The sequence below is a fragment of the Streptomyces sp. NPDC007901 genome, from assembly GCF_042959465.1.
Classification (GTDB): Bacteria; Actinomycetota; Actinomycetes; order Streptomycetales; family Streptomycetaceae; genus Streptomyces.
On sequence record NZ_JBIBKW010000001.1, the window covers coordinates 1,052,302 to 1,071,077 of the forward strand.

An 18,776-nucleotide genomic window follows, 5' to 3' on the forward strand; every position below is an offset into this window, starting at 1 on the left:
CCTTCGCGGTGCTCCTGAGGACTACGCCTCGAACACCTCACGCACCAGCTGCTCCTGCTCCGCCTGGTGGCGCTTCGCCGAGCCCACGGCCGGGGACGACGAGTGCGGGCGGGAGATGCGGCGGAGGCGTTCGCCGGCCGGGACGTCGGCGCCGACGGCCAGGTCCAGGTGGTCGATCAGGTTGAGGGCGATGAACGGCCAGGCACCCTGGTTCGCCGGCTCCTCCTGGGTCCACAGGTACTTCTCGGCGTTCGGGTACTTGTTGACCTCGGCCTGGAGCTCCGCACCCGGCAGCGGGTACAGGCGCTCGAGGCGGATGATCGCCGTGTCCGTGACGCCGCGCTTCTGCCGCTCGGCCTCCAGGTCGTAGTAGACCTTGCCGGTGCAGAAGACGACCTTGCGGACCGCGTTCGGGTCGACCGAGGAGTCGCCGATGACCGGGCGGAACTCGCCGCTCGTGAACTCCTCCGCCTTGGACGCCGCCGCCTTGAGACGCAGCATCGACTTCGGGGTGAAGACGACCAGCGGCTTGTGGTGCGGGTTGTGCACCTGCCAGCGGAGCAGGTGGAAGTAGTTCGACGGGAGCGTCGGCATGGCCACCGTCATGTTGTTCTGGGCGCAGAGCTGCAGGAAGCGCTCGATACGGGCCGAGGAGTGGTCCGGGCCCTGGCCCTCGTAGCCGTGCGGGAGGAGCAGCGTGACGCCGGAGGTCTGGCCCCACTTCTGCTCGGCCGCAGAGATGTACTCGTCGATGACCGACTGGGCGCCGTTGGTGAAGTCACCGAACTGCGCCTCCCACATCACCAGCGCGTCCGGACGGGCGAGCGAGTAGCCGTACTCGAAGCCCATCACCGCGTACTCGGAGAGCAGCGAGTTGTAGACGTTGTAGCGGGCCTGGTCCTCGGACAGGTAGAGGAGCGGCGTGTAGTCGGCGCCCGTCTCGCGGTCGATGAGGACCGCGTGGCGCTGGCCGAAGGTGCCGCGCTGGGAGTCCTGGCCGGAGAGGCGCACCGGGGTGCCCTCCATCAGCAGCGAGCCGATGGCCAGGGTCTCGCCCATGCCCCAGTCGATCGTGCCGTCCTCGATCATCGCCGCCCGGCGCTGCAGCTGCGGCAGCAGACGCGGGTGGACGGTGAAGTAGTCCGGGATGTTGACCTGGGACTCGGCGATGCGCTTCACGACCTCCGCGGAGATCGCGGTCGGCACGGCGACCGGGAAGCCGTCCTGCGGCTCGTGCGCGGGCGCGGCGGCCGGCTGCGCGGTGGCCTCGCGGACCTCCGTGAAGACCTTCTCCAGCTGGCCCTGGTAGTCCTGCAGGGCCTGCTCGGCCTCTTCCAGGGTGATGTCGCCGCGACCGATCAGGGACTCGGTGTAGAGCTTGCGCACCGAGCGCTTCTTGTCGATCAGGTCGTACATCAGCGGCTGGGTGAAGGCCGGGTTGTCCGACTCGTTGTGACCGCGGCGGCGGTAGCAGATGAGGTCGATCACCACGTCCTTGTTGAACGCCTGGCGGAACTCGAAGGCGAGGCGCGCGACGCGCACCACGGCCTCCGGGTCGTCGCCGTTCACGTGGAAGATCGGGGCCTCGATCATGCGGGCCACGTCGGTGGCGTACATGGAGGAGCGCGAGGACTCGGGCGCCGCCGTGAAGCCGACCTGGTTGTTGATGACGATGTGGACCGTGCCGCCGGTGCGGTAGCCGCGCAGCTGCGACATGTTCAGGGTCTCGGCCACCACGCCCTGGCCCGCGAAGGCCGCGTCGCCGTGCAGCGCGACCGGCAGGACCGTGAAGTCCGTGCCGCCCTTGTTGATGATGTCCTGCTTGGCGCGGGCGATGCCCTCGATGACCGGGTCGACCGTCTCCAGGTGGGACGGGTTCGCGGCCAGCGAGACCGTGATCTGCTCGCCGTCCAGGCCGGTGAAGGTGCCCTGGGCGCCCAGGTGGTACTTCACGTCGCCGGAGCCGTGCATCGACTTCGGGTCGAGGTTGCCCTCGAACTCGCGGAAGATCTGCGCGTACGACTTGCCGACGATGTTGGCGAGGACGTTCAGGCGGCCGCGGTGGGCCATGCCGATGACGACCTCGTCCAGGCGGGACTCGGCCGCGCTGTCGATCACCGCGTCGAGCAGCGGGATGACCGACTCGCCGCCCTCCAGGGAGAAGCGCTTCTGGCCGACGTACTTCGTCTGCAGGAAGGTCTCGAAGGCCTCCGCCGCGTTCAGGCGGCGCAGGATCCGCAGCTGCTCCTCGCGCTCCATCTTGGAGTGCGGCCGCTCCACGCGGTCCTGGATCCACTTGCGCTGCTTCGGGTCCTGGATGTGCATGAACTCGATGCCGGTGGTGCGGCAGTACGAGTCGCGCAGCACACCGAGGATGTCGCGCAGCTTCATCATCGACTTGCCGGCGAAACCGCCGACCGCGAAGTCGCGCTCCAGGTCCCACAGGGTGAGGCCGTGCTCGGTGATGTCCAGGTCGGGGTGCTTGCGCTGCTTGTACTCCAGCGGGTCGGTGTCGGCCATGACGTGGCCGCGGACCCGGTAGGAGTGGATCAGCTCGAAGACGCGGGCGGCCTTGGTGACGTCGTCGTCGTGGGAGGCGTCGATGTCCTTGAGCCAGCGGACCGGCTCGTAGGGGATGCGCAGCGCCTCGAAGATCTCGTCGTAGAAGCCGCTCTCGCCCAGGAGGAGGTTCGCGACCTGGCGGAGGAACTCGCCGGAGGCGGCGCCCTGGATGACCCGGTGGTCGTAGGTCGACGTGAGCGTCATGACCTTCGAGATGCCGAGCTTGTTCAGGGTGTCCTGGCTGGTGCCCTGGAACTCCGCGGGGTAGTCCATGGAGCCGACGCCCATGATGACCGACTGGCCGGGCATCAGGCGCGGGACCGAGTGGACGGTGCCGAGGCCGCCGGGGTTGGTCAGGGAGACCGTGACGCCGGTGAAGTCGTCCATCGTCAGCTTGTTGTCGCGGGCGCGACGGACGATGTCCTCGTAGGCCTGCCAGAACTCGAAGAAGTTCAGGGTCTCGGCCTTCTTGATGCCGGCCACGACGAGCTGGCGGTCGCCGTTGGGCTTCACCAGGTCGATGGCCAGGCCGAAGTTCACGTGCGGCGGCTTGACCAGGGTCGGCTTGCCGTCCTTCTCCGCGAACGAGTAGTTCATCGACGGCATGGCCTTGAGGGCCTGCACCATCGCGAAGCCGATCAGGTGCGTGAAGGAGATCTTCCCGCCCCGGGCGCGCTTGAGGTGGTTGTTGATGACGATGCGGTTGTCGAACAGCAGCTTCACCGGGACCGCGCGGACCGAGGTGGCCGTCGGCACGTCCAGCGAGGCGCTCATGTTCTTCGCGACCGCGGCGGCGGGACCACGCAGGGTGACCAGATCGGGACCGTCGGGCGCCGCGGCGGCGGGCGCGGCCTTCGCGGCGGCGGCCGGGGCCGGTGCGGCGGCGGGCTTCGCGGGCGCCGGAGCGGGCGCAGCGGCCTTCGGAGCCACCAGGGCGGCCGGAGCAGGCGCGGCGGGCGCCGGAGCGGCCTGCGCGGGCGCCGGGGCGGCCGGAGCCGCGGCCTGCGGCGTCTGCGCGGGTGTCGTGGTGGTGCCCGCGGCCCCCGCGGCCGCGGTACCCGCCGGAGCCGAGGCGGCGGGCGCTCCCGGCTTGTAGTCGGCGAAGAAGTCCCACCAGGCTCGGTCTACCGAATTCGGGTCCTGGAGGTACTGCTGATAGATCTCGTCGACGAGCCATTCGTTCGGTCCGAACGCGGCTGCGGGGTTCTTGCCCGCTTGGTCTGCGTCGGTCGAGATGCTCGAGTTACTGGGGGACTGTGGCGACACGGCGGCAACCGCCCTCTTCCGCTTCACAAGGTGATGGACAGCGGGAATAAAGGCTACGCCTCCAAGACCGCGAAGGTCAGGTCGGGCCGGTTCATCGTCGCGTAAGTCACATCGAAAACTGTGTTTCGGGGCTTGATATGGCGGGAAACAAGCGTGGTTGCGTTGCGAAAGGACTGAACCGGGCATGGCTCCGCCGCGCCGGAGATCACCTCGCTCCGGTCTCCGGCGCGACGTGCGCGGAGTCCGCACCTGATCACACGTGTCCGGCTGTGCCGACGACCGTGCGGACCACAGGTGGATCTTGAGGCTCCGGATCGAACTTTACGTCAACTTGGCACGGATGAAAGCCCCGGCAGAGTGACGATAATCCTGCAGCCGCGGTCGGATTCGGCCACACCGATCCGGCCGCCGTGCAGATCCACCGCCCACCGGGCGATCGCCAGCCCCAGCCCGGTGCCGCCGTCGCTGCCGGGTCCGTGCGGCCTTCGTACGGCACCCCGGTTGAAGCGCTCGAAGACCCGGTGCCACTCCGAGCGCGGAATGCCGGGGCCCTCGTCCAGGACCTCCAGCTCCAGCGACTCCGGCTGCGGCCCGCGCCGCGCCTTCACGGTCACCCGGCCGTGCGCCGGGCTGTGCTTGACCGCGTTGTCGATGAGGTTCGACACGACCTGGTGGATGCGCTCCGGGTCGGCGTGCGCGGTCAGCTCCGGCGGGGAGACGTCGAGGTGCAGATGGACGTCCGTACGGGTGTGGCTGCCCGAGTTGGAGGCGAGGCCGCGGGCTCCGACGACCATGTTGGCCTCCTTGAGCACGCCCGAGAGGTACGGCCACACCTCGAAGCGGCGCTGGCGCAGCGGGACGACCCCGTTGTCGAGCCGGGAGAGGTCCAGCAGGGTCTCGACGAGGCGTCCGAGGCGCTCGGTCTGCTTGAGGGCCGTACGCATCGTCTCGGTGTCCGGATCGGCGATGCCGTCGACGACGTTCTCCAGGACGGCCCGCAGGCCCGCGATGGGCGTGCGCAGCTCGTGCGAGACGTTGGCGACCAGCTCCTTGCGCTGGCGGTCCTGGGCCTCCAGCTCGTCGGCCATGACGTTGATCGTCTCGGCCAGGTCGCCCAGCTCGTCCCGGCGGTTCTCGCGCACCCGGCGCGTGTAGTCGCCCTGGGAGATCGACCGGGCCACCGTGTTCATGTCGTCCAGCGGCGCGGTGAGCGAATGGGCCACGAACTGCGTGATCAGCAGTGTGGCGATCATCGAGAAGACCGTGATGAAGCGGAGCTCCGTCTTGGTGTGCACGGCGATCATCGACAGACCGGTCGTGATCAGCACCGAGACGACGACGAGCGCGCCCAGTTTGGTCTTGATCGAGAACGGGCGCACTGCGCCCCAGGGCTCTTCCCCGGGTCCTCCGGGTCCTCCCGGCCCCCCGGGTCCTCTTGGTCCGGTCGGCCCGGCGCTCATGGCGTCGGTGTCTCCAGCGCGTAGCCCACACCGTGCACGGTGCGGATCCGCTCGGCGCCGATCTTCCGGCGCAGCGCCTTGATGTGGCTGTCGACCGTGCGGGTGCCCGAGGCGTCCGCCCAGTCCCACACCTCGGCGAGCAGCTGCTCACGGGAGAGCACCGCGCGCGGGGTGTTGGCGAGGCAGACCAGCAGGTCGAACTCGGTCGGCGTCAGGTGCACGTCCTCGCTGCGCACCCGGACCCGGCGCTGGGCGTGGTCGATCTCCAGCTCGCCCAGGCGCAGGATGCCGGAGCGGGGCGTGGAGGCCGCAATGGCCGCCCGCTCCACCCGCCGCAGCAGCACGTGCACGCGTGCCGCCAGCTCCCGCATGGAGAACGGCTTGGTCATGTAGTCGTCGGCGCCGACCCCGAGCCCGACCAGCATGTCGGTCTCGTCGTCCCGCGCGGTGAGCATCAGCACCGGCACCGGCCGGGCGGCCTGCACGCGTCGGCAGACCTCCAGACCGTCGAAGCCGGGCAGCATGATGTCGAGGATCAGCAGGTCGGGCTGCCAGGCCTCGGCGGTGTCGACGGCGGCCGGGCCGTCACCCGCGGTTTGCACGAGAAATCCCTCGGCGCGCAGGCGGGCCGCGATGGCGTCGACGATCGTCGGATCGTCCTCGACGACCAGAACCCGGCGCTGGGCGCCCGGAGTTGCCGCCGCCGCGCTGTTGTGGGAGGTGTGTGTCTGCTCCATCGCCCGCCCCTGTGTGCTTTCCGGAACCAGTGGGGTGATCCCATGACTGCGATTGACGCTTGAATGATCCGCGTCAGGGATGCACATTACGGGGACAGGAGGCGCACTCGCTATCCAGGGCGGACGGCAAGGTGAACGACGTCCGGAACGCCCCGGGCAACCGGGATCTCTTCGGTACGCACCCGTTGGAACCCGGCATTCCACAAGGTTCCCTCGAATTCCGCAGAGGGCTGCGCCGACCATACGGCCAGTACCCCGCCCGGTCTCAACACCCTTGCGCAGCTTGCGAGTCCGGCCGGTGAGTAGAGCCCCTCGTTGTCCTCGTCGACGGTCCAGCCGGGGCCGTTGTCGATGTCCAGGCACAGCGCGTCGAACGTGTCGTAAGTCTCATTGACGTAAGCCACGAGATCGCCCTCGACGATCTTCGTGCGCGGATCGGCGAACGCGCGTGCGGAGAGCGCGGACAGCGGCCCGCCGGCGCGGTGCCAGTCGACGACCGCGGCCTCCCGTTCCACGACCGTGATCCGCCCCCAGCGGGGATCCCGCGCGGCGTGCGCGAGCGAGAACCCGACGCCGAGGCCGCCGATCAGCACCGCCGGATCCGTGCGCCCGTCCAGGGCCGCCCGCGCGGCGTCCACCAGCAGCCGCTCCGAGCGCCCGTCGGAGGTGTCCATCAGGAAGCAGCCGTTGGCGATGATCTGCAGCAGGTCGCCATGCCGTCGCAGGACCACCTCGCCGTACGGCCCCGTGCGGCGGTCCAGCACCACGGGAGGGCTGTCGGACAGGTCGGACAGGGGGGCCGCGGGAGTCATGCCCGTCATCCTGCCCCAACAGAGCTTTGCGGCCACGCGAATTACGGGTGTCGGGCCGTCGCACGGGCATCACCCGTTCGAGGGGCCGCCCGGCGCTGCGGGCCCGCCGGCGGCCGGATGCGGCTCATATGGTTCCTCCTGGCCCCTCTTGATTCTTCAGAAAATCCTGTGAATCGCTCGCCGCGTGGCCCCGGTCACAGACAGCGGCTGGTGGCACGGCGAAGGGTGGGGTGAAACGGAAGGAGCGCCTCACCGTGCAACGGACCGCGAGGGCCGCATCGACGCCCGCGCCCGAGCCCGAGCCCCTTCCGGTTCCGGCCGCCGCGCACGATCCCTTCCCGGTCGGTTCGCCCGAGCCGCCGCCGGTCGCGGAGGTCGCCGTCCTGCTGGACGGCGTGCCCCGCCAGCGCGGCCCGGTCGCGCTCTCGATCCCGCTCCCGCGGACGGCGCGCCCCGCCCTCCGGCTGCGCCCCTGGCGCCTGCTGCCGAGCCCCACCGGCACCCCGGCCACCTTCGCCTACACCGTGCTCCTGGCCCTCACCTCGCTCTTCGCGAGCTGCGCCAGCCCCGCGCTGCTCCACTCGGTCTACCAGGACTCCAGCACCGATGTGGCGCACCTCCTGCGCACCCCGGTCTTCGTCCTGCTGGCCAGCGCCCTGTGGATCGCGGGCGGGCTGCTGTCCCCGTACGCCCTCGCCTTCGTCCTCGTGCTGACCGCGCTGGAACGGCGGATAGGCGGTGCGCGCGCGATCCTCGTCTTCCTGGCCGGTCATGTGCTGGCCACCCTCGCCACCGAGGTCCCGGTGGGTCTGGCGGTCCTGGTCGGCCATCTGCCCGACACCTCGCTGCACCGCCTCGACTACGGCATCAGCTTCGGGGTCGCCGCCAGCATCGGCGCCCTCTCCGGCCTCCTCGCCCCCTGGCTGCGCTGGTCCCTGCTCGCCCTGGTCGGCTACAGCCTGCTCACGGACCTGGTCGCCTTCGAGGACCCGATGACCAACTGGGGCCATCTGATCTCGCTGGGCATCGGGATAGGGCTCTGGCCGGCCGTGCGCCGCTGGTACCGGGAGCGGGGTCCGGCGGCCGGCGCCGTCACGCCCTGAGCGCCGCGCTCAGGCGCGGCGCGCCGCTGCGAGTGCCTTCGCCGACTCCGGTACTCCGAGGGCCCGTTCCTGCTCCGCCGTCGCACCGTGCAGACGGTTGGTGAGCTGGTACGGGTCGGCGGCCAGGTCGTAGAACTCCCGGAAGAGGACCTCGCCGTCGCCCTGGGCGGGGCGGCCCTGCCGGTCGAGGCGGGTGCGGTAGTACTCCGTGTACTGCGTGGACCTGCCGATATGGGTGGCCCAGGTGTGGATCGGCTCCTGGTCCTGGCGGTTCCACCACCACTCGGCGAGCAGGCGGTCGCGGTCGTTGCGGGTGTCGAGCAGCGAGTGGCCGTCGTGCGGGGTGTCCGGGGTGAGGCCGGCCGCGTCCAGGAACGTCGGGGCGATGTCGACATGGCCGGTGAGCCGGTCGTCGACGGTTCCCTTGCCCAGGCCCCGCGCCGGCCAGGACAGCCAGAACGGCACCTCCAGGCTGGGCCGGTACGGCACCGACTTGCGCAGCCAGCCGTGGTCCGCCCAGCACAGCCCGTGGTCGCTGGTGTACACCACGAGCGTGTTCTCCAGCTGGCCCAGCTCGCGCAGCTTGTCCCGGAGGTCGCGCATCGCGTCGTCCACCGACAGCAGGGTGCGCAACTGGCGGGTGCGCAGCGCCTTTCCCTGCTCGTAGGTGTGGTTCGCCTGCTGCAGGAACGGCGGCTTGTCGCTCTTGTCGCCCTCGTGGACGGACGGCCGCCCCGGCCACTCCGGCACGCGCGTGTGCGCGTACTTCCGCTCCGGGATGTTGAGTTCGTGCGCGCTGCGGGTGGCGACGTACGCGAACCAGGGCCGGGTGTCGGTGCGTGAGGCGTCGATGAAGGCGAGGGCGCGGTCCCTGATGACGGTGGTGTTGTAGCCGGGGATGTTCCGGACCGTGCCGTTGTCGTTGTAGTGGCCGTTGTAGTAGGCCACCGGTTCCTGGAGGAGCCACTCGTCGAAGTACGGCGGGTTGTCACCGGTGTGCCAGAAGTTGAGGTACTTGCCGAACAGGCCGGTGCGGTAGCCGGCTGCCTGCAACCGGCGCTGGACGGTGGTGTGCTGGTCCAGGTGGGAGGGGTGGCGGGTGTCGAGGACGCCGTGGTTGTGCGCGTACCGGCCCGACATGATCGAGGCCCGGGAGGGCGCGCAGAGCGGGGTGTTGGCGTGCGCCCGCGCGAAGGTCACGCCCTGCCCGCCCAGCCAGTCGGCGGTACGGCGGATCGCCCAGTCCGTCTCCTTCGGCTGGTCGTCGGTGAGCACGAAGAGGATGTTCGGGCGCGGGTCGGTGCGGGGGAGGGGCGAGGCCGGGGGCCGGCTCGCCACGGGGGCGGCGGAGGCGGTGCGGGCGGGGGTGGTTGTGCCGCCCCCGCCTCCGTCGTCGTCCACGGCCTGTACGACCACCGGAACCGCGGCACCGGCCGCGACCACGGCGGCACCGGTGAGCACGGCCCGTCGGCTCGGCCCGGTTGTCGGCTTCTCGTCCATGTGTCCCCCCGGGCCCCCGTTGCGCGGTGCTGTTCAGCTGCTCGCTGTGAATCAGCTGGCAGTTTCGGGGATTTTCCTGTGGATTGCGTTGCGGTGGTGTGGCGATGGCCTTGCGAAGTCATGGCAGTGGCGGCGGGGTCATTCGCCGTGGCGGGTTTCGGGCGGCTGCCGGGTGCGGGCTCGTCGTGGCTGGTCGCGCCCACGCGGCGGAGCCGCATATCGAATACAGCCCCGCGCCCCTGTCGGGGCGCTGATGCGGGCGGCGTTGGTCAGTCGGCCGGTGCCCAGACGTACGGCGTGGTCGTCGTCACCGCTGTGAAGCCGAGGCGTTTCAGGATCGGGGCGCTGTCGTCGGAGGCCTCCACGAGGAGGTAGGTCGCGCTCCGGGCCGCCGCGCGGGTCGCTCGCAGGGCCACCAGGGCGCGGTAGACGCCCTTGCCGCGCCAGGCCGCCAGCGTTGAGCCGCCCAGCAGCATGGCGAAGTCGGTGCCCGGCCGGAAGGCCACCCAGGCCGCCGAGACGAGCTCCCCGGCCGCCTCGGCGACGTAGATCTCGGTGCCGTCCGGGTCCACCGCCAGCCGGCCCCGCAGGTACTCCGCGATCCAGGCCATGTCCTCGCCCCAGACGGCGGTCTCCAGCGCGGCGATACGGTCCAGGTCCGCGTCGTCGGTGACCCGGCGCAGGGTCACCTCAGGGGGCAGCGCCGGGGTCGGTACGGCCAGGTCCGCGACCGGGGCGATCACGACCGCCTCCTGCGGCTCGGGCACGAAACCCGCCGCGCGGAGCCGGTCGGTGAGGTCCGCCGGGACGTCGTAGCCCCGTACCTTCCACTCCACCGCCTCGCCGCGCGCCGCGAAGAAGTCCCGCTGCCGGGCGATCGCCGCGTCCAGTTCGGCGCCGCGCAGCCCGCCCCAGTCGTGCGGCCCGGTCACGAAGCCGCGGTGCTGGCCGACGACCCGCAGCAGGGCTCCGTCGTGCTCGTAGGCGACCCCGGGCGCGGGGGCGGGCTGGGCGGCGCGCATCTGGGCGTCGTAGGCGGCGAGCAGCGTCGCCGTGGGGTCGGTGTCGGTCACCGGGTGACCGTACGGGGAATGCGCCCGCGCGGATCAACTGTTTTTCCGGGTGCGGGACCGTGTTCGGCCAGGTCACCACTCGATCGCTCAGAGCGAACATATGCATGGGAACATTTCTGGGCTCCCGAACATTGAGTCGGCATAACTCAAGTTGACTGCCGAAGGGGAGATCATGGCTTCGACGTCCGCATCACTCACCCTCCCTGTGCTGCCTCTCGACGGCGAGGTCGTGCTGCCCGGGATGGTGGTCCCGCTGGACCTGAAGGACCCTGATGTACGCGCCGCCGTGGAGGCCGCGCAGGCCGCCGCCCGTACCGAGCCCGGCAAGCCCAAGGTGCTGCTGGTGCCGCGGGTCGACGGGACCTACCCGGGTACCGGTGTGCTCGGCACCGTGGAACAGGTCGGCCGCCTCGCCGACGGCGACCCGGGCGCGCTGATCCGCGGCCGCTACCGGGTGCGCATCGGCGCCGGTACGACCGGCCCGGGTGCCGCCCTGTGGGTGGAGGGCACCCGCGTCGACGAGAGCGTCCCGGACCCGGTGCCCGGTCATGTCACCGAACTGGTCACGGAGTACAAGGCCCTCGCCACCGCCTGGCTGCGCAAGCGCGGCGCCTGGCAGGTGGTGGACCGGGTGCAGGCCATCGACGATGTGTCCCAGCTGGCCGACAACTCCGGTTACTCGCCGTTCCTGACCACCGAGCAGAAGATCGAACTCCTGGAGACCGTCGACGCGGTCGCCCGCCTCAAGCTGGCCACCCAGCAGCTCCGCGACCACCTCGCCGAGCAGGACGTGGCCGAGACCATCGCCAAGGACGTCCAGGAGGGCGTGGACAAGCAGCAGCGCGAGTTCCTGCTCCGCCGCCAGCTGGAGGCGGTCCGCAAGGAGCTGCGCGAGCTGAACGGCGACTCGGCCAAGGACGGCGAGGAGTCCGACGACTACCGCGCCCGCGTGGAGGCCGCCGACCTGCCCGAGAAGGTCCGCGAGGCCGCCCTCAAGGAGGTCGACAAGCTGGAGCGGTCCAGCGACCAGTCGCCCGAGGGCTCGTGGATCCGCACCTGGCTGGACACCGTCCTCGAACTGCCGTGGAACGAGCGGACCGAGGACCGGTACGACATCCAGGGCGCCAAGGCGGTCCTGGACGCCGAGCACGCCGGCCTGGAGGACGTGAAGGAGCGCATCACCGAGTACCTGGCGGTGCGCAAGCGCCGCAGCGACCGGGGGCTGGGGGTCATCGGCGGCCGCCGTGGCGGTGCCGTGCTGGCCCTCGTCGGGCCGCCCGGTGTCGGCAAGACCAGCCTGGGTGAGTCCGTCGCCCACGCGATGGGCCGCAAGTTCGTCCGCGTCGCCCTCGGCGGTGTGCGGGACGAGGCCGAGATCCGCGGTCACCGCCGTACGTACGTCGGCGCGCTGCCCGGCCGGATCGTGCGGGCGATCAAGGAGGCCGGTTCGATGAACCCGGTCGTCCTGCTCGACGAGATCGACAAGGTGGGCTCCGACTACCGCGGCGACCCCGCGGCGGCCCTCCTGGAGGTCCTGGACCCGGCGCAGAACCACACCTTCCGTGACCACTACCTGGAGGTCGAGCTCGACCTGAGCGATGTGGTCTTCCTCGCCACGGCCAACGTGCTCGAAGCCATCCCGGAGGCCCTGCTCGACCGTATGGAGCTGGTCCGCCTCGACGGCTACACGGAGGACGAGAAGGTCGTCATCGCCCGTGACCACCTGCTCCCGCGCCAGCTGGAGCGGGCGGGCATCGACGAGGGCGAGGTCGTCCTGGACGAGAGCGCGCTGCGCAAGCTCGCCGGCGAGTACACGCGTGAGGCGGGCGTCCGCACCCTGGAGCGGTCGATCGCCAGGCTGCTCCGCAAGGTCGCGGCCCAGCACGAGCTCGGCCGGCGGGAGCTGCCGTTCACGATCAGGGACGAGGACCTGCGCGCCCTGATCGGCCGGCCGCACCACGTGCCCGAGTCCGCCCAGGACCCGGCCGAGCGCCGTACCGCGGTGCCCGGCGTGGCCACCGGCCTCGCGGTCACCGGAGCGGGTGGTGACGTCCTCTTCGTCGAGGCGTCCCTGGCCGACCCGGAGACGGGTGCGGCGGGCCTGACCCTCACCGGTCAGCTGGGTGACGTGATGAAGGAGTCGGCGCAGATCGCCCTGTCCTTCCTGCGCTCCCGCGGCGCCGAACTGGAGCTGCCGGTCGGCGACCTGAAGGACCGTGGGGTCCACATCCACTTCCCGGCGGGTGCGGTCCCGAAGGACGGCCCGAGCGCCGGTATCACGATGACCACGGCGCTGGCGTCGCTGCTCTCCGGCCGGCTGGTCCGCACGGACGTGGCGATGACCGGCGAGGTCTCGCTGACCGGCCGGGTGCTGCCCATCGGCGGTGTGAAGCAGAAGCTGCTCGCCGCCCAGCGCGCGGGGGTGAAGACCGTCATCATCCCGAAGCGCAACGAGGCCGACCTGGACGACGTCCCGGCCGAGGTGCTGGACAAGCTCGACGTCCACGCCGTGACCGACGTCCGCCAGGTCCTGGAGCTGGCGCTCGCACCCGCCACGAACGGCGCGGCGGACACGGCGCCGGAGGTTCCGGCAGCGGCGTGACGGACGCTGCCGGATGACAGGAGGCCCGGGCCCCGCGAGGGACCCGGGCCTTCGCCCTGTGCGGGCCGGTCAGCCGTTGGCGAGTGCGATCACCCGGTCAAGGGCGCCGTTGAACCGGTCGTGGTCCCCGACCGTCGGACCGGTCGAGGTGTACTGCCACATCGTGTAGACCGACCAACCGGCCGGCAGGGTGCCCACGTCCGAGGCGTACCGGGCGACCCACAGCGGGTTGACGGAGCCGAAGCCGCTGTAGTTGCCGGTGCAGTCCGACCACCAGCTGGTGGCCGTGTAGATGACGGCGTTGCGGCCCGTGCGGGCCTTGTAGGTGGTGAGGAAGTCGTTGATCCAGCTGACCATCGCGGCGTCGGACTTGCCGTAGCAGGCGGCGCCGTACGGGTTCCACTCGATGTCCAGGACACCGGGCAGGGTGCGGCCGTCCTGGGACCAGCCGCCGCCGTGGTCGACGAAGTAGTCGGCCTGGGTGGCGCCGCTCGTGGTGTCCGGGGTCGCGAAGTGGTAGGCGCCGCGGATCATGCCGGCGTCGTAGGCGCCGTTGTACTGCTGGCTGAAGGAGGGGTTCGTGTAGTACGTGCCTTCCGACGCCTTCGAGTACGCCCATTTGACCCCGCTGCCCAGCAGGGTCGGCCAGGCGACGTTGCCCTGGTAGCTGGCCACGTCGACGCCTTCGGTCTGGGTGGCGTCACCGGTCCTGGGCCTGCCGTTCTGGCCGTCGTGGGCCAGGACGCCCATGCCCATGTACGCCGAGCCGCGGGCGGGGGTGGCGGTGTCGGCGTGGGCGGGGGCGAGCGAGAGGGCCGCCAGCAGCAGGGCCAGCAGCGCGGTGAGAAGGGTGGGGGCGGGTCTGTGCACGGGCATGACGTGCCTCCGTGGGGTGAGGTGGGGGTCCCAGATATGCCAGAGGCGGCCGACATGACACGGTGCGACACGACGCGAGGTCACACGACACGGAGTCACACGGCGCAATCACTGGCGTGGGCATGCCATCGATGGCCCGGCGGAGACGCTACGCAGGAGGCGGACCCGGCGGGAAGAGGGTCCGGAGGCTGCCGTTGGTCTACGCCTGCGAAATACTTGGCGAGCTGCGGCGACGACGGTGTTTGACGGAAACTTTCAGGACTGCGAAACCGATCAGGGGTGCTGACGTGCACGAGGACGAAAAGGGCGACGGACAGCCCACCGCCACCGGGTTGCCGCCGAACGGTGCGGACCAGGAGTTCCTGGCGCTGGAACGCGAGTTGACGGTACTGCTGCGCCGCGCCCGGGCCAGTCAGGGCGAGATGGCCCGGGAGGTCCACCCCGACCTGGAGTCCGCCGCGTACGGACTGCTCGTCCGGCTCGACGAGTACGGCGGCCAGCGCGCCACCGACCTCGCCGCCTACATCGGCGTCGGCAAGGCCACCATGTCCCGCCAGCTGCGCGCCCTGGAGGAGCTCGGCCTGATCGCCCGCGAGCCCGACCCGGCCGACGGACGGGCCTGGCTGGTCGCCCTCACCGACGAGGGCCGGCGCCGGGTCGGCACGGTCCGCGAGGCCCGCCGCGGCCGTTACGTCCGCCAGCTCGCCCACTGGCCCCGCCTGGAGGTCGCGGAACTGGCCCGGCTGCTCCACCAGCTGAACGGCGTCATGGAGAAGTAGCCGGCCGGCCCGGCGGGCCTCAGAGCTCGACGTACACCGCCGTCGCGTCGTCGTGCGTCTTGCTCCGGCGCAGGAACGTCCGCGCCTCCCGGTCGGCCGCCTCCAGCTCCCGCACCCGGTCCACCAGCGCCCGGGCGCCCTCCTTGCGGACGACGTCGAAGAGGGCCGTCCAGTCACCCTCGCGGAACTTCTCCGTCCAGCGGGTCGTCCCGTCGGTGAGGGCCGCGAGGGCGCGCACCTCGTGCCGGGGCACGGTCCCGGTGACCGCGCGGGCGGCGACCGAGGGGTCGGCGGCGGCCGTGAAGAAGCCGCCCTCCTTGTTGCGGACGGTGGCGTCGGCGATCGCGTCCGAGGCGAGAGAGGCCCGCGGGACCCTGTCGAGCCGGTCGTCCAGGACCGGGGTCACCGTGCCGTCGGGGGACTGCAGGAGCAGCGCGGAGTCGGACAGGACGAGGTACTCCAGGGCGGCCTCGGACCAGCGGGTCAGGACGACCGTCGCCTGCGGGGTACGCGGGTGAGAAAGGTCACAGGTGTCACCGTGTGCTTCGGCTGTGCGGCGGATCGCCTCTCCGAGGATCTCCCGCAGCGTCAGATCTCGCCCTGAAACGGTCAGTTCGGTCAGCGCCCCGCCCAGGCGCGCGGTGAACCAGGGGACGGAATGCAGACACCCGGTGCCGTCCTCCGGCGGAGTGACCCCGTCCAGGACGATCACACAGCCCCCCTGTCCCGAGGCGGGAAGGCCGACACCGGCGAAGTCCTCGTTGGGGCGATCGGGGGTGCCGGGCTCCGAAACGACTTCAGTACGCATTCGGCCAGTCTGCACGACCCCTTCACGATCTTCGCCAAAGGCTGGCAACCACCCGGGAATTCACGCGGTCTCGCAGGTCAGCCGCCTGTTTTGGGGTGGAATGGCGCACTCCGGGAAGGCGTGGCGGCGAATCCTGTCAAAGCCTGCCGTCCGCGTCCAACCGGCCCGCCGGAAAAGGACCGTGCACAGGCCGCCGGAACTTGCCCGCCAACTCCCCTCCGATGTTCACTCCTTCGGGTGGCGGGTCAGATGATGCGAGACCACCGCCCACCGGCGCTGGGAGGGTCGGGGACCGACGTATCAGTGCACGTATCGGGTGCACGCACCACTTGGCACCGAATTGCCGGGGATCATGACGGGGTGCCACCCGGCCCCTTGGGTACACGAGTTCAGGAATGCGAGCACCGGTGCAGAAGACGCGGCCTCGGCGCACAGGCAAGAAGACGGCCTCCGAAACGGGCGCCGTCGCTCCCGTCGGCACCGGCCGCCCCAAGCACGTCCGGACCCGGCTGATCGTGGCCGTGGCCGTGGTGGCCGCCGCGATCGCGGGAGCCGGGGCGCCCGCCCTGCTGACCGCCTCCGGGCAGCTCAGCGACTCCCAGGACCTGGTGACGCTCGCGAGCCGCACCCAGGACGCGCTGGCGCTGGCCAACTCGCTCGCCGACGAGCGCGACGAGGTCACCTCCTACATCGCGGCGGGCCGCCCCAAGGCCAAGGCGCCCTCCGAGGACCGCAGCGCCCGCGTCGACCGCCAGGTCGAGGACCTGCGCGCGGACACCGACGCCCCGGGCTGGCTGCGCGGCGACCTGGACGGCATCGCGGCCGTCCGCCGCTCCGCGCTGACCGGCCAGAGCACCGCCCTCCAGGCGCACGACGCGTACTCGCAGACCATCACCGAACTGCACCGGCTCGCCGAACAGCTGGCCGAGCAGATGCCCCCCAGGGCCGGCTCCGGCGCCTACGCGTTCGCCGAGCTGGACTCCGCCGTCCAGCAGTCCGCGGCGGCCCGCGGCCTGCTCCTCGCGGCCCTGAACATCCCCAGCACCACCCAGACCACGATCGACCCGCTCACCGGTCTGCCCACCACCAGCACGAGCACCTCCGCGGCGGACCGGAAGCAGCGCGACGCGCTCACCGCCGCCGCCCAGCAGGCCAGGCTGCGCGCCGACGCGGCCGTCGCCGACTTCCGGGACACCGCGCCCAAGACGGCGGTCGAGTCCTACGACTCCACGGTCACCGGCAACGACGTCAACGACGCCGAGAAGCTCCTGGCCGCCCTCACCGACCAGCCGACCCTCTCCGACGACGACCTCTCCACCAGCACCAAGAAGCTGGACGCGGCGTTGTCCGGCCGGGTCGAGCTGATGCGGGGCGTCGAGTCCGCGCTCTACGAGCACCGCACCCAGGACCTGGAGCAGCTCCGCGACGACGACGTCACCGCGCTGGAGATCCGGGTCGCGGTGGTCGGCGCGCTGATGCTGGTCGCGGTCGGCATCGCCACCGCCATGGCCCGCACCCTCACCCGCCCCCTGTCGGTGCTCCGCCGGGGCTCGGCCCGCCTCGCCGAGGCCGAGGACCCGCGCACCGCCGAACCGGTCACCTTCACCGGCCGCAACGACGAGTTCGCCCAGGTCGTCCGCTCGGTCAACGCCCTGCACGCGCACGCCGTCGAGCTCTACGACCGCATCGCCACCCTGGAGACCGACCGCAAGCACCTGGTCGGCCAGCGCCAGAAGATGGCCGACGCCCGCGAGGAACTGCGCGCCGAGCTCACCGACTCCGCCGCCCAGCTGGAGCGGCTGCGCACCAGCATCGGCGGCACCTTCGTCAACCTGGCGCTGCGCACGCTGGGCCTGGTCGAACGCCAGCTCGGCGTCATCGAGGGCCTGGAGGAGCGCGAGCAGGACCCCGACCGCCTCGCGACCCTCTTCAAGCTCGACCACTTCGCCACGGTCATGCGCCGCCACAGCGAGAACCTCCTGGTCCTCGCCGGCACCGAGCACGTCCAGACGCACGCGGGCCCGATCCCGCTGGTGGACGTGGTCCGGGCGGCGGTCAGCGAGATCGAGCGCTACGAGCGGGTCCGCATCGCGGCCCTGCCCCCGCACGCGCACGTGGCGGGCTTCGCCGCGGACGACCTCAGCCACCTTCTCGCCGAACTCATGGAGAACGCCACCGCGTCCTCCCCGCCGGACATGCCGGTCGAGGTCTCCGGCTGGCTCCTGGAGAGCGGCGAGGTCATGCTCTCCGTCCAGGACGAGGGCATCGGCATGGCCGCCGACCGCCTGGTCCGCCTCAACGGCCGGCTCGCCGAGTTCGACCCCGAGTCGCCGTACGACCACGAGGGCGAGGACGGTCTCGGCCTCGGCCTCTACGTGGTGGCCCGCCTCGCCCACCGGCACGGCGTCCGGGTGCAGCTGCGCGAGCAGAAGCAGGGCGGGGTGGCGGCGGTCGTCGTCCTCCCGCAGTCCCTGCTGGCCGCGGCCCCCACGACGACGGCCCCCGCCGCCTCGGCCACCGGCGGCCACGGCTTCTCCCTCCCCGGCGCGGACGCGGAGGCCAACTCCAACGTCCTCCACGGCCGCTCGGCCTCCGGCGACCCCCTGGTGTCCCTCGCGGAGAAGGCCGTGCGCGAGGCCGACGAACAGCCCGCCCACGAGCAGGCACCCGCGCCCAAGACCCAGGACCCCGAGCCGACGGCACGCCCGAAGGCACCGGCGGAGACGTTCGCCGAGACCACGATGGAACTGCTGGTCCCGCTCACGGACCCGGAGGCGGAGGCGGAGCCCTCCGAGGCGGCCGAGGACCAGGCGCGAGCCGTTCCCACCGAGGAACGGACGCACCCGGGTGCCGCTGACGACCGGACACACCCCGCCGACGCCGACATCCGGCCCCGGCGGCAGCGGGCCGTGGAGGACGACTGGCCCGGGTCGCAGGGCGCACCGATGGCCGCGGAGGACGAGGACCGGCCCCGGCGGCAGCGGGCCGAGGACGATGACTGGCCCGGGTCGCAGGGCGCACCGCAGGCCGCGGAGGACGAGGACCGGTCTCGGCGCCGGCGGGCCGTGGAGGACGACTGGCCCGGGTCGCAGGGCGCACCGCAGGCCGCGGAGGACGAGGACCGGCCCCGGCGGCAGCGGGCCGAGGACGATGACTGGCCCGGGTCGCAGGGCGCACCGCAGGCCGCGGAGGACGAGG

The 18,776-nt window shown here is 71.5% G+C and carries 12 protein-coding genes; 4 read left to right on the forward strand and 8 right to left on the reverse strand.

Going from position 1 to position 18,776, the window contains the following annotated elements; genetic code table 11:
- Window positions 1-21: 21 nt before the first annotated feature.
- The 4 genes from ACFZDK_RS05040 to ACFZDK_RS05055 all read right to left on the reverse strand — a co-directional run bounded on the left by ACFZDK_RS05040 (window position 22) and on the right by ACFZDK_RS05055 (window position 6,837).
- Complete coding sequence (locus ACFZDK_RS05040) at window positions 22-3,828, reverse strand: multifunctional oxoglutarate decarboxylase/oxoglutarate dehydrogenase thiamine pyrophosphate-binding subunit/dihydrolipoyllysine-residue succinyltransferase subunit (RefSeq protein ID WP_390969803.1); 3,807 nt, start codon at window positions 3,826-3,828, stop codon at window positions 22-24.
- 326 nt (window positions 3,829-4,154) lie between these two features.
- Window positions 4,155-5,288 (reverse strand): ATP-binding protein, encoded by a 1,134-nt coding sequence (locus ACFZDK_RS05045; protein ID WP_390969805.1) that lies wholly within the window; start codon window positions 5,286-5,288, stop codon window positions 4,155-4,157.
- Window positions 5,285-6,025, reverse strand: coding sequence for a response regulator transcription factor (locus tag ACFZDK_RS05050; RefSeq protein WP_355718510.1), 741 nt, complete (start codon window positions 6,023-6,025; stop codon window positions 5,285-5,287). The genes ACFZDK_RS05045 and ACFZDK_RS05050 overlap by 4 nt, the downstream gene beginning before the upstream one ends.
- A gap of 110 nt (window positions 6,026-6,135) precedes the next feature.
- On the reverse strand, window positions 6,136-6,837 hold the full coding sequence (locus tag ACFZDK_RS05055; RefSeq protein WP_390969807.1) for a spermidine synthase: 702 nt from the start codon (window positions 6,835-6,837) through the stop codon (window positions 6,136-6,138).
- A gap of 254 nt (window positions 6,838-7,091) precedes the next feature.
- Between ACFZDK_RS05055 and ACFZDK_RS05060 the strand changes: the two genes are divergently transcribed.
- Window positions 7,092-7,940: a rhomboid-like protein gene (locus tag ACFZDK_RS05060; protein ID WP_390969809.1), complete on the forward strand. Its 849-nt coding sequence runs from the start codon at window positions 7,092-7,094 to the stop codon at window positions 7,938-7,940.
- 9 nt (window positions 7,941-7,949) lie between these two features.
- On the opposite strand, the gene ACFZDK_RS05065 is transcribed toward ACFZDK_RS05060, so the two are convergent.
- Complete coding sequence (locus tag ACFZDK_RS05065; protein WP_390969811.1) at window positions 7,950-9,440, reverse strand: sulfatase-like hydrolase/transferase; 1,491 nt, start codon at window positions 9,438-9,440, stop codon at window positions 7,950-7,952.
- 269 nt (window positions 9,441-9,709) lie between these two features.
- Window positions 9,710-10,513 carry a GNAT family N-acetyltransferase gene (locus ACFZDK_RS05070; RefSeq protein WP_390969813.1) on the reverse strand — a complete coding sequence of 268 codons (804 nt, stop codon included), beginning with the start codon at window positions 10,511-10,513 and terminating at the stop codon, window positions 9,710-9,712.
- Between the two features lie 172 nt (window positions 10,514-10,685).
- Here ACFZDK_RS05070 and lon point away from each other — a divergent pair, with 172 nt between their 5' ends.
- Entirely contained in the window at window positions 10,686-13,115 is a 2,430-nt protein-coding gene (gene lon, locus ACFZDK_RS05075) for an endopeptidase La (RefSeq protein ID WP_390969814.1), read from the forward strand.
- Window positions 13,116-13,184: 69 nt separating this feature from the next.
- Here the strand turns inward: lon and ACFZDK_RS05080 are convergent, their stop codons facing one another.
- Window positions 13,185-13,991 carry a GH25 family lysozyme gene (locus ACFZDK_RS05080; protein ID WP_390969816.1) on the reverse strand — a complete coding sequence of 269 codons (807 nt, stop codon included), beginning with the start codon at window positions 13,989-13,991 and terminating at the stop codon, window positions 13,185-13,187.
- A 287-nt stretch (window positions 13,992-14,278) separates the two neighbouring features.
- On the opposite strand from ACFZDK_RS05080, the gene ACFZDK_RS05085 reads away from it, so the two are divergent.
- A complete protein-coding gene (locus tag ACFZDK_RS05085) occupies window positions 14,279-14,770 on the forward strand; it encodes a MarR family transcriptional regulator (RefSeq protein WP_390969818.1) in 492 nt (163 codons plus the stop codon).
- Window positions 14,771-14,789: 19 nt separating this feature from the next.
- Here ACFZDK_RS05085 and ACFZDK_RS05090 read toward each other — a convergent pair whose 3' ends face one another.
- A complete protein-coding gene (locus ACFZDK_RS05090) occupies window positions 14,790-15,578 on the reverse strand; it encodes a protein phosphatase 2C domain-containing protein (RefSeq protein WP_390969820.1) in 789 nt (262 codons plus the stop codon).
- Window positions 15,579-15,985: 407 nt separating this feature from the next.
- Between ACFZDK_RS05090 and ACFZDK_RS05095 the strand changes: the two genes are divergently transcribed.
- Window positions 15,986-18,776 (forward strand): nitrate- and nitrite sensing domain-containing protein (locus ACFZDK_RS05095; RefSeq protein WP_390970115.1); only part of this gene is annotated, 2,791 nt, incomplete at its 3' end.

What these genes read in the sequence shown, in the direction of transcription:
- ACFZDK_RS05055 (WP_390969807.1), bottom strand. Translation starts at nt 6,837, where the DNA reads ATGACTCCCGCGGCCCCCCTGTCCGACCTGTCCGACAGCCCTCCCGTG.
- ACFZDK_RS05080 (WP_390969816.1), bottom strand. Translation starts at nt 13,991, where the DNA reads ATGCCCGTGCACAGACCCGCCCCCACCCTTCTCACCGCGCTGCTGGCC.
- ACFZDK_RS05065 (WP_390969811.1), bottom strand. Translation starts at nt 9,440, where the DNA reads ATGGACGAGAAGCCGACAACCGGGCCGAGCCGACGGGCCGTGCTCACC.
- ACFZDK_RS05050 (WP_355718510.1), bottom strand. Translation starts at nt 6,025, where the DNA reads ATGGAGCAGACACACACCTCCCACAACAGCGCGGCGGCGGCAACTCCG.
- ACFZDK_RS05090 (WP_390969820.1), bottom strand. Translation starts at nt 15,578, where the DNA reads ATGCGTACTGAAGTCGTTTCGGAGCCCGGCACCCCCGATCGCCCCAAC.
- ACFZDK_RS05045 (WP_390969805.1), bottom strand. Translation starts at nt 5,288, where the DNA reads ATGAGCGCCGGGCCGACCGGACCAAGAGGACCCGGGGGGCCGGGAGGA.
- lon (WP_390969814.1), top strand. Translation starts at nt 10,686, where the DNA reads ATGGCTTCGACGTCCGCATCACTCACCCTCCCTGTGCTGCCTCTCGAC.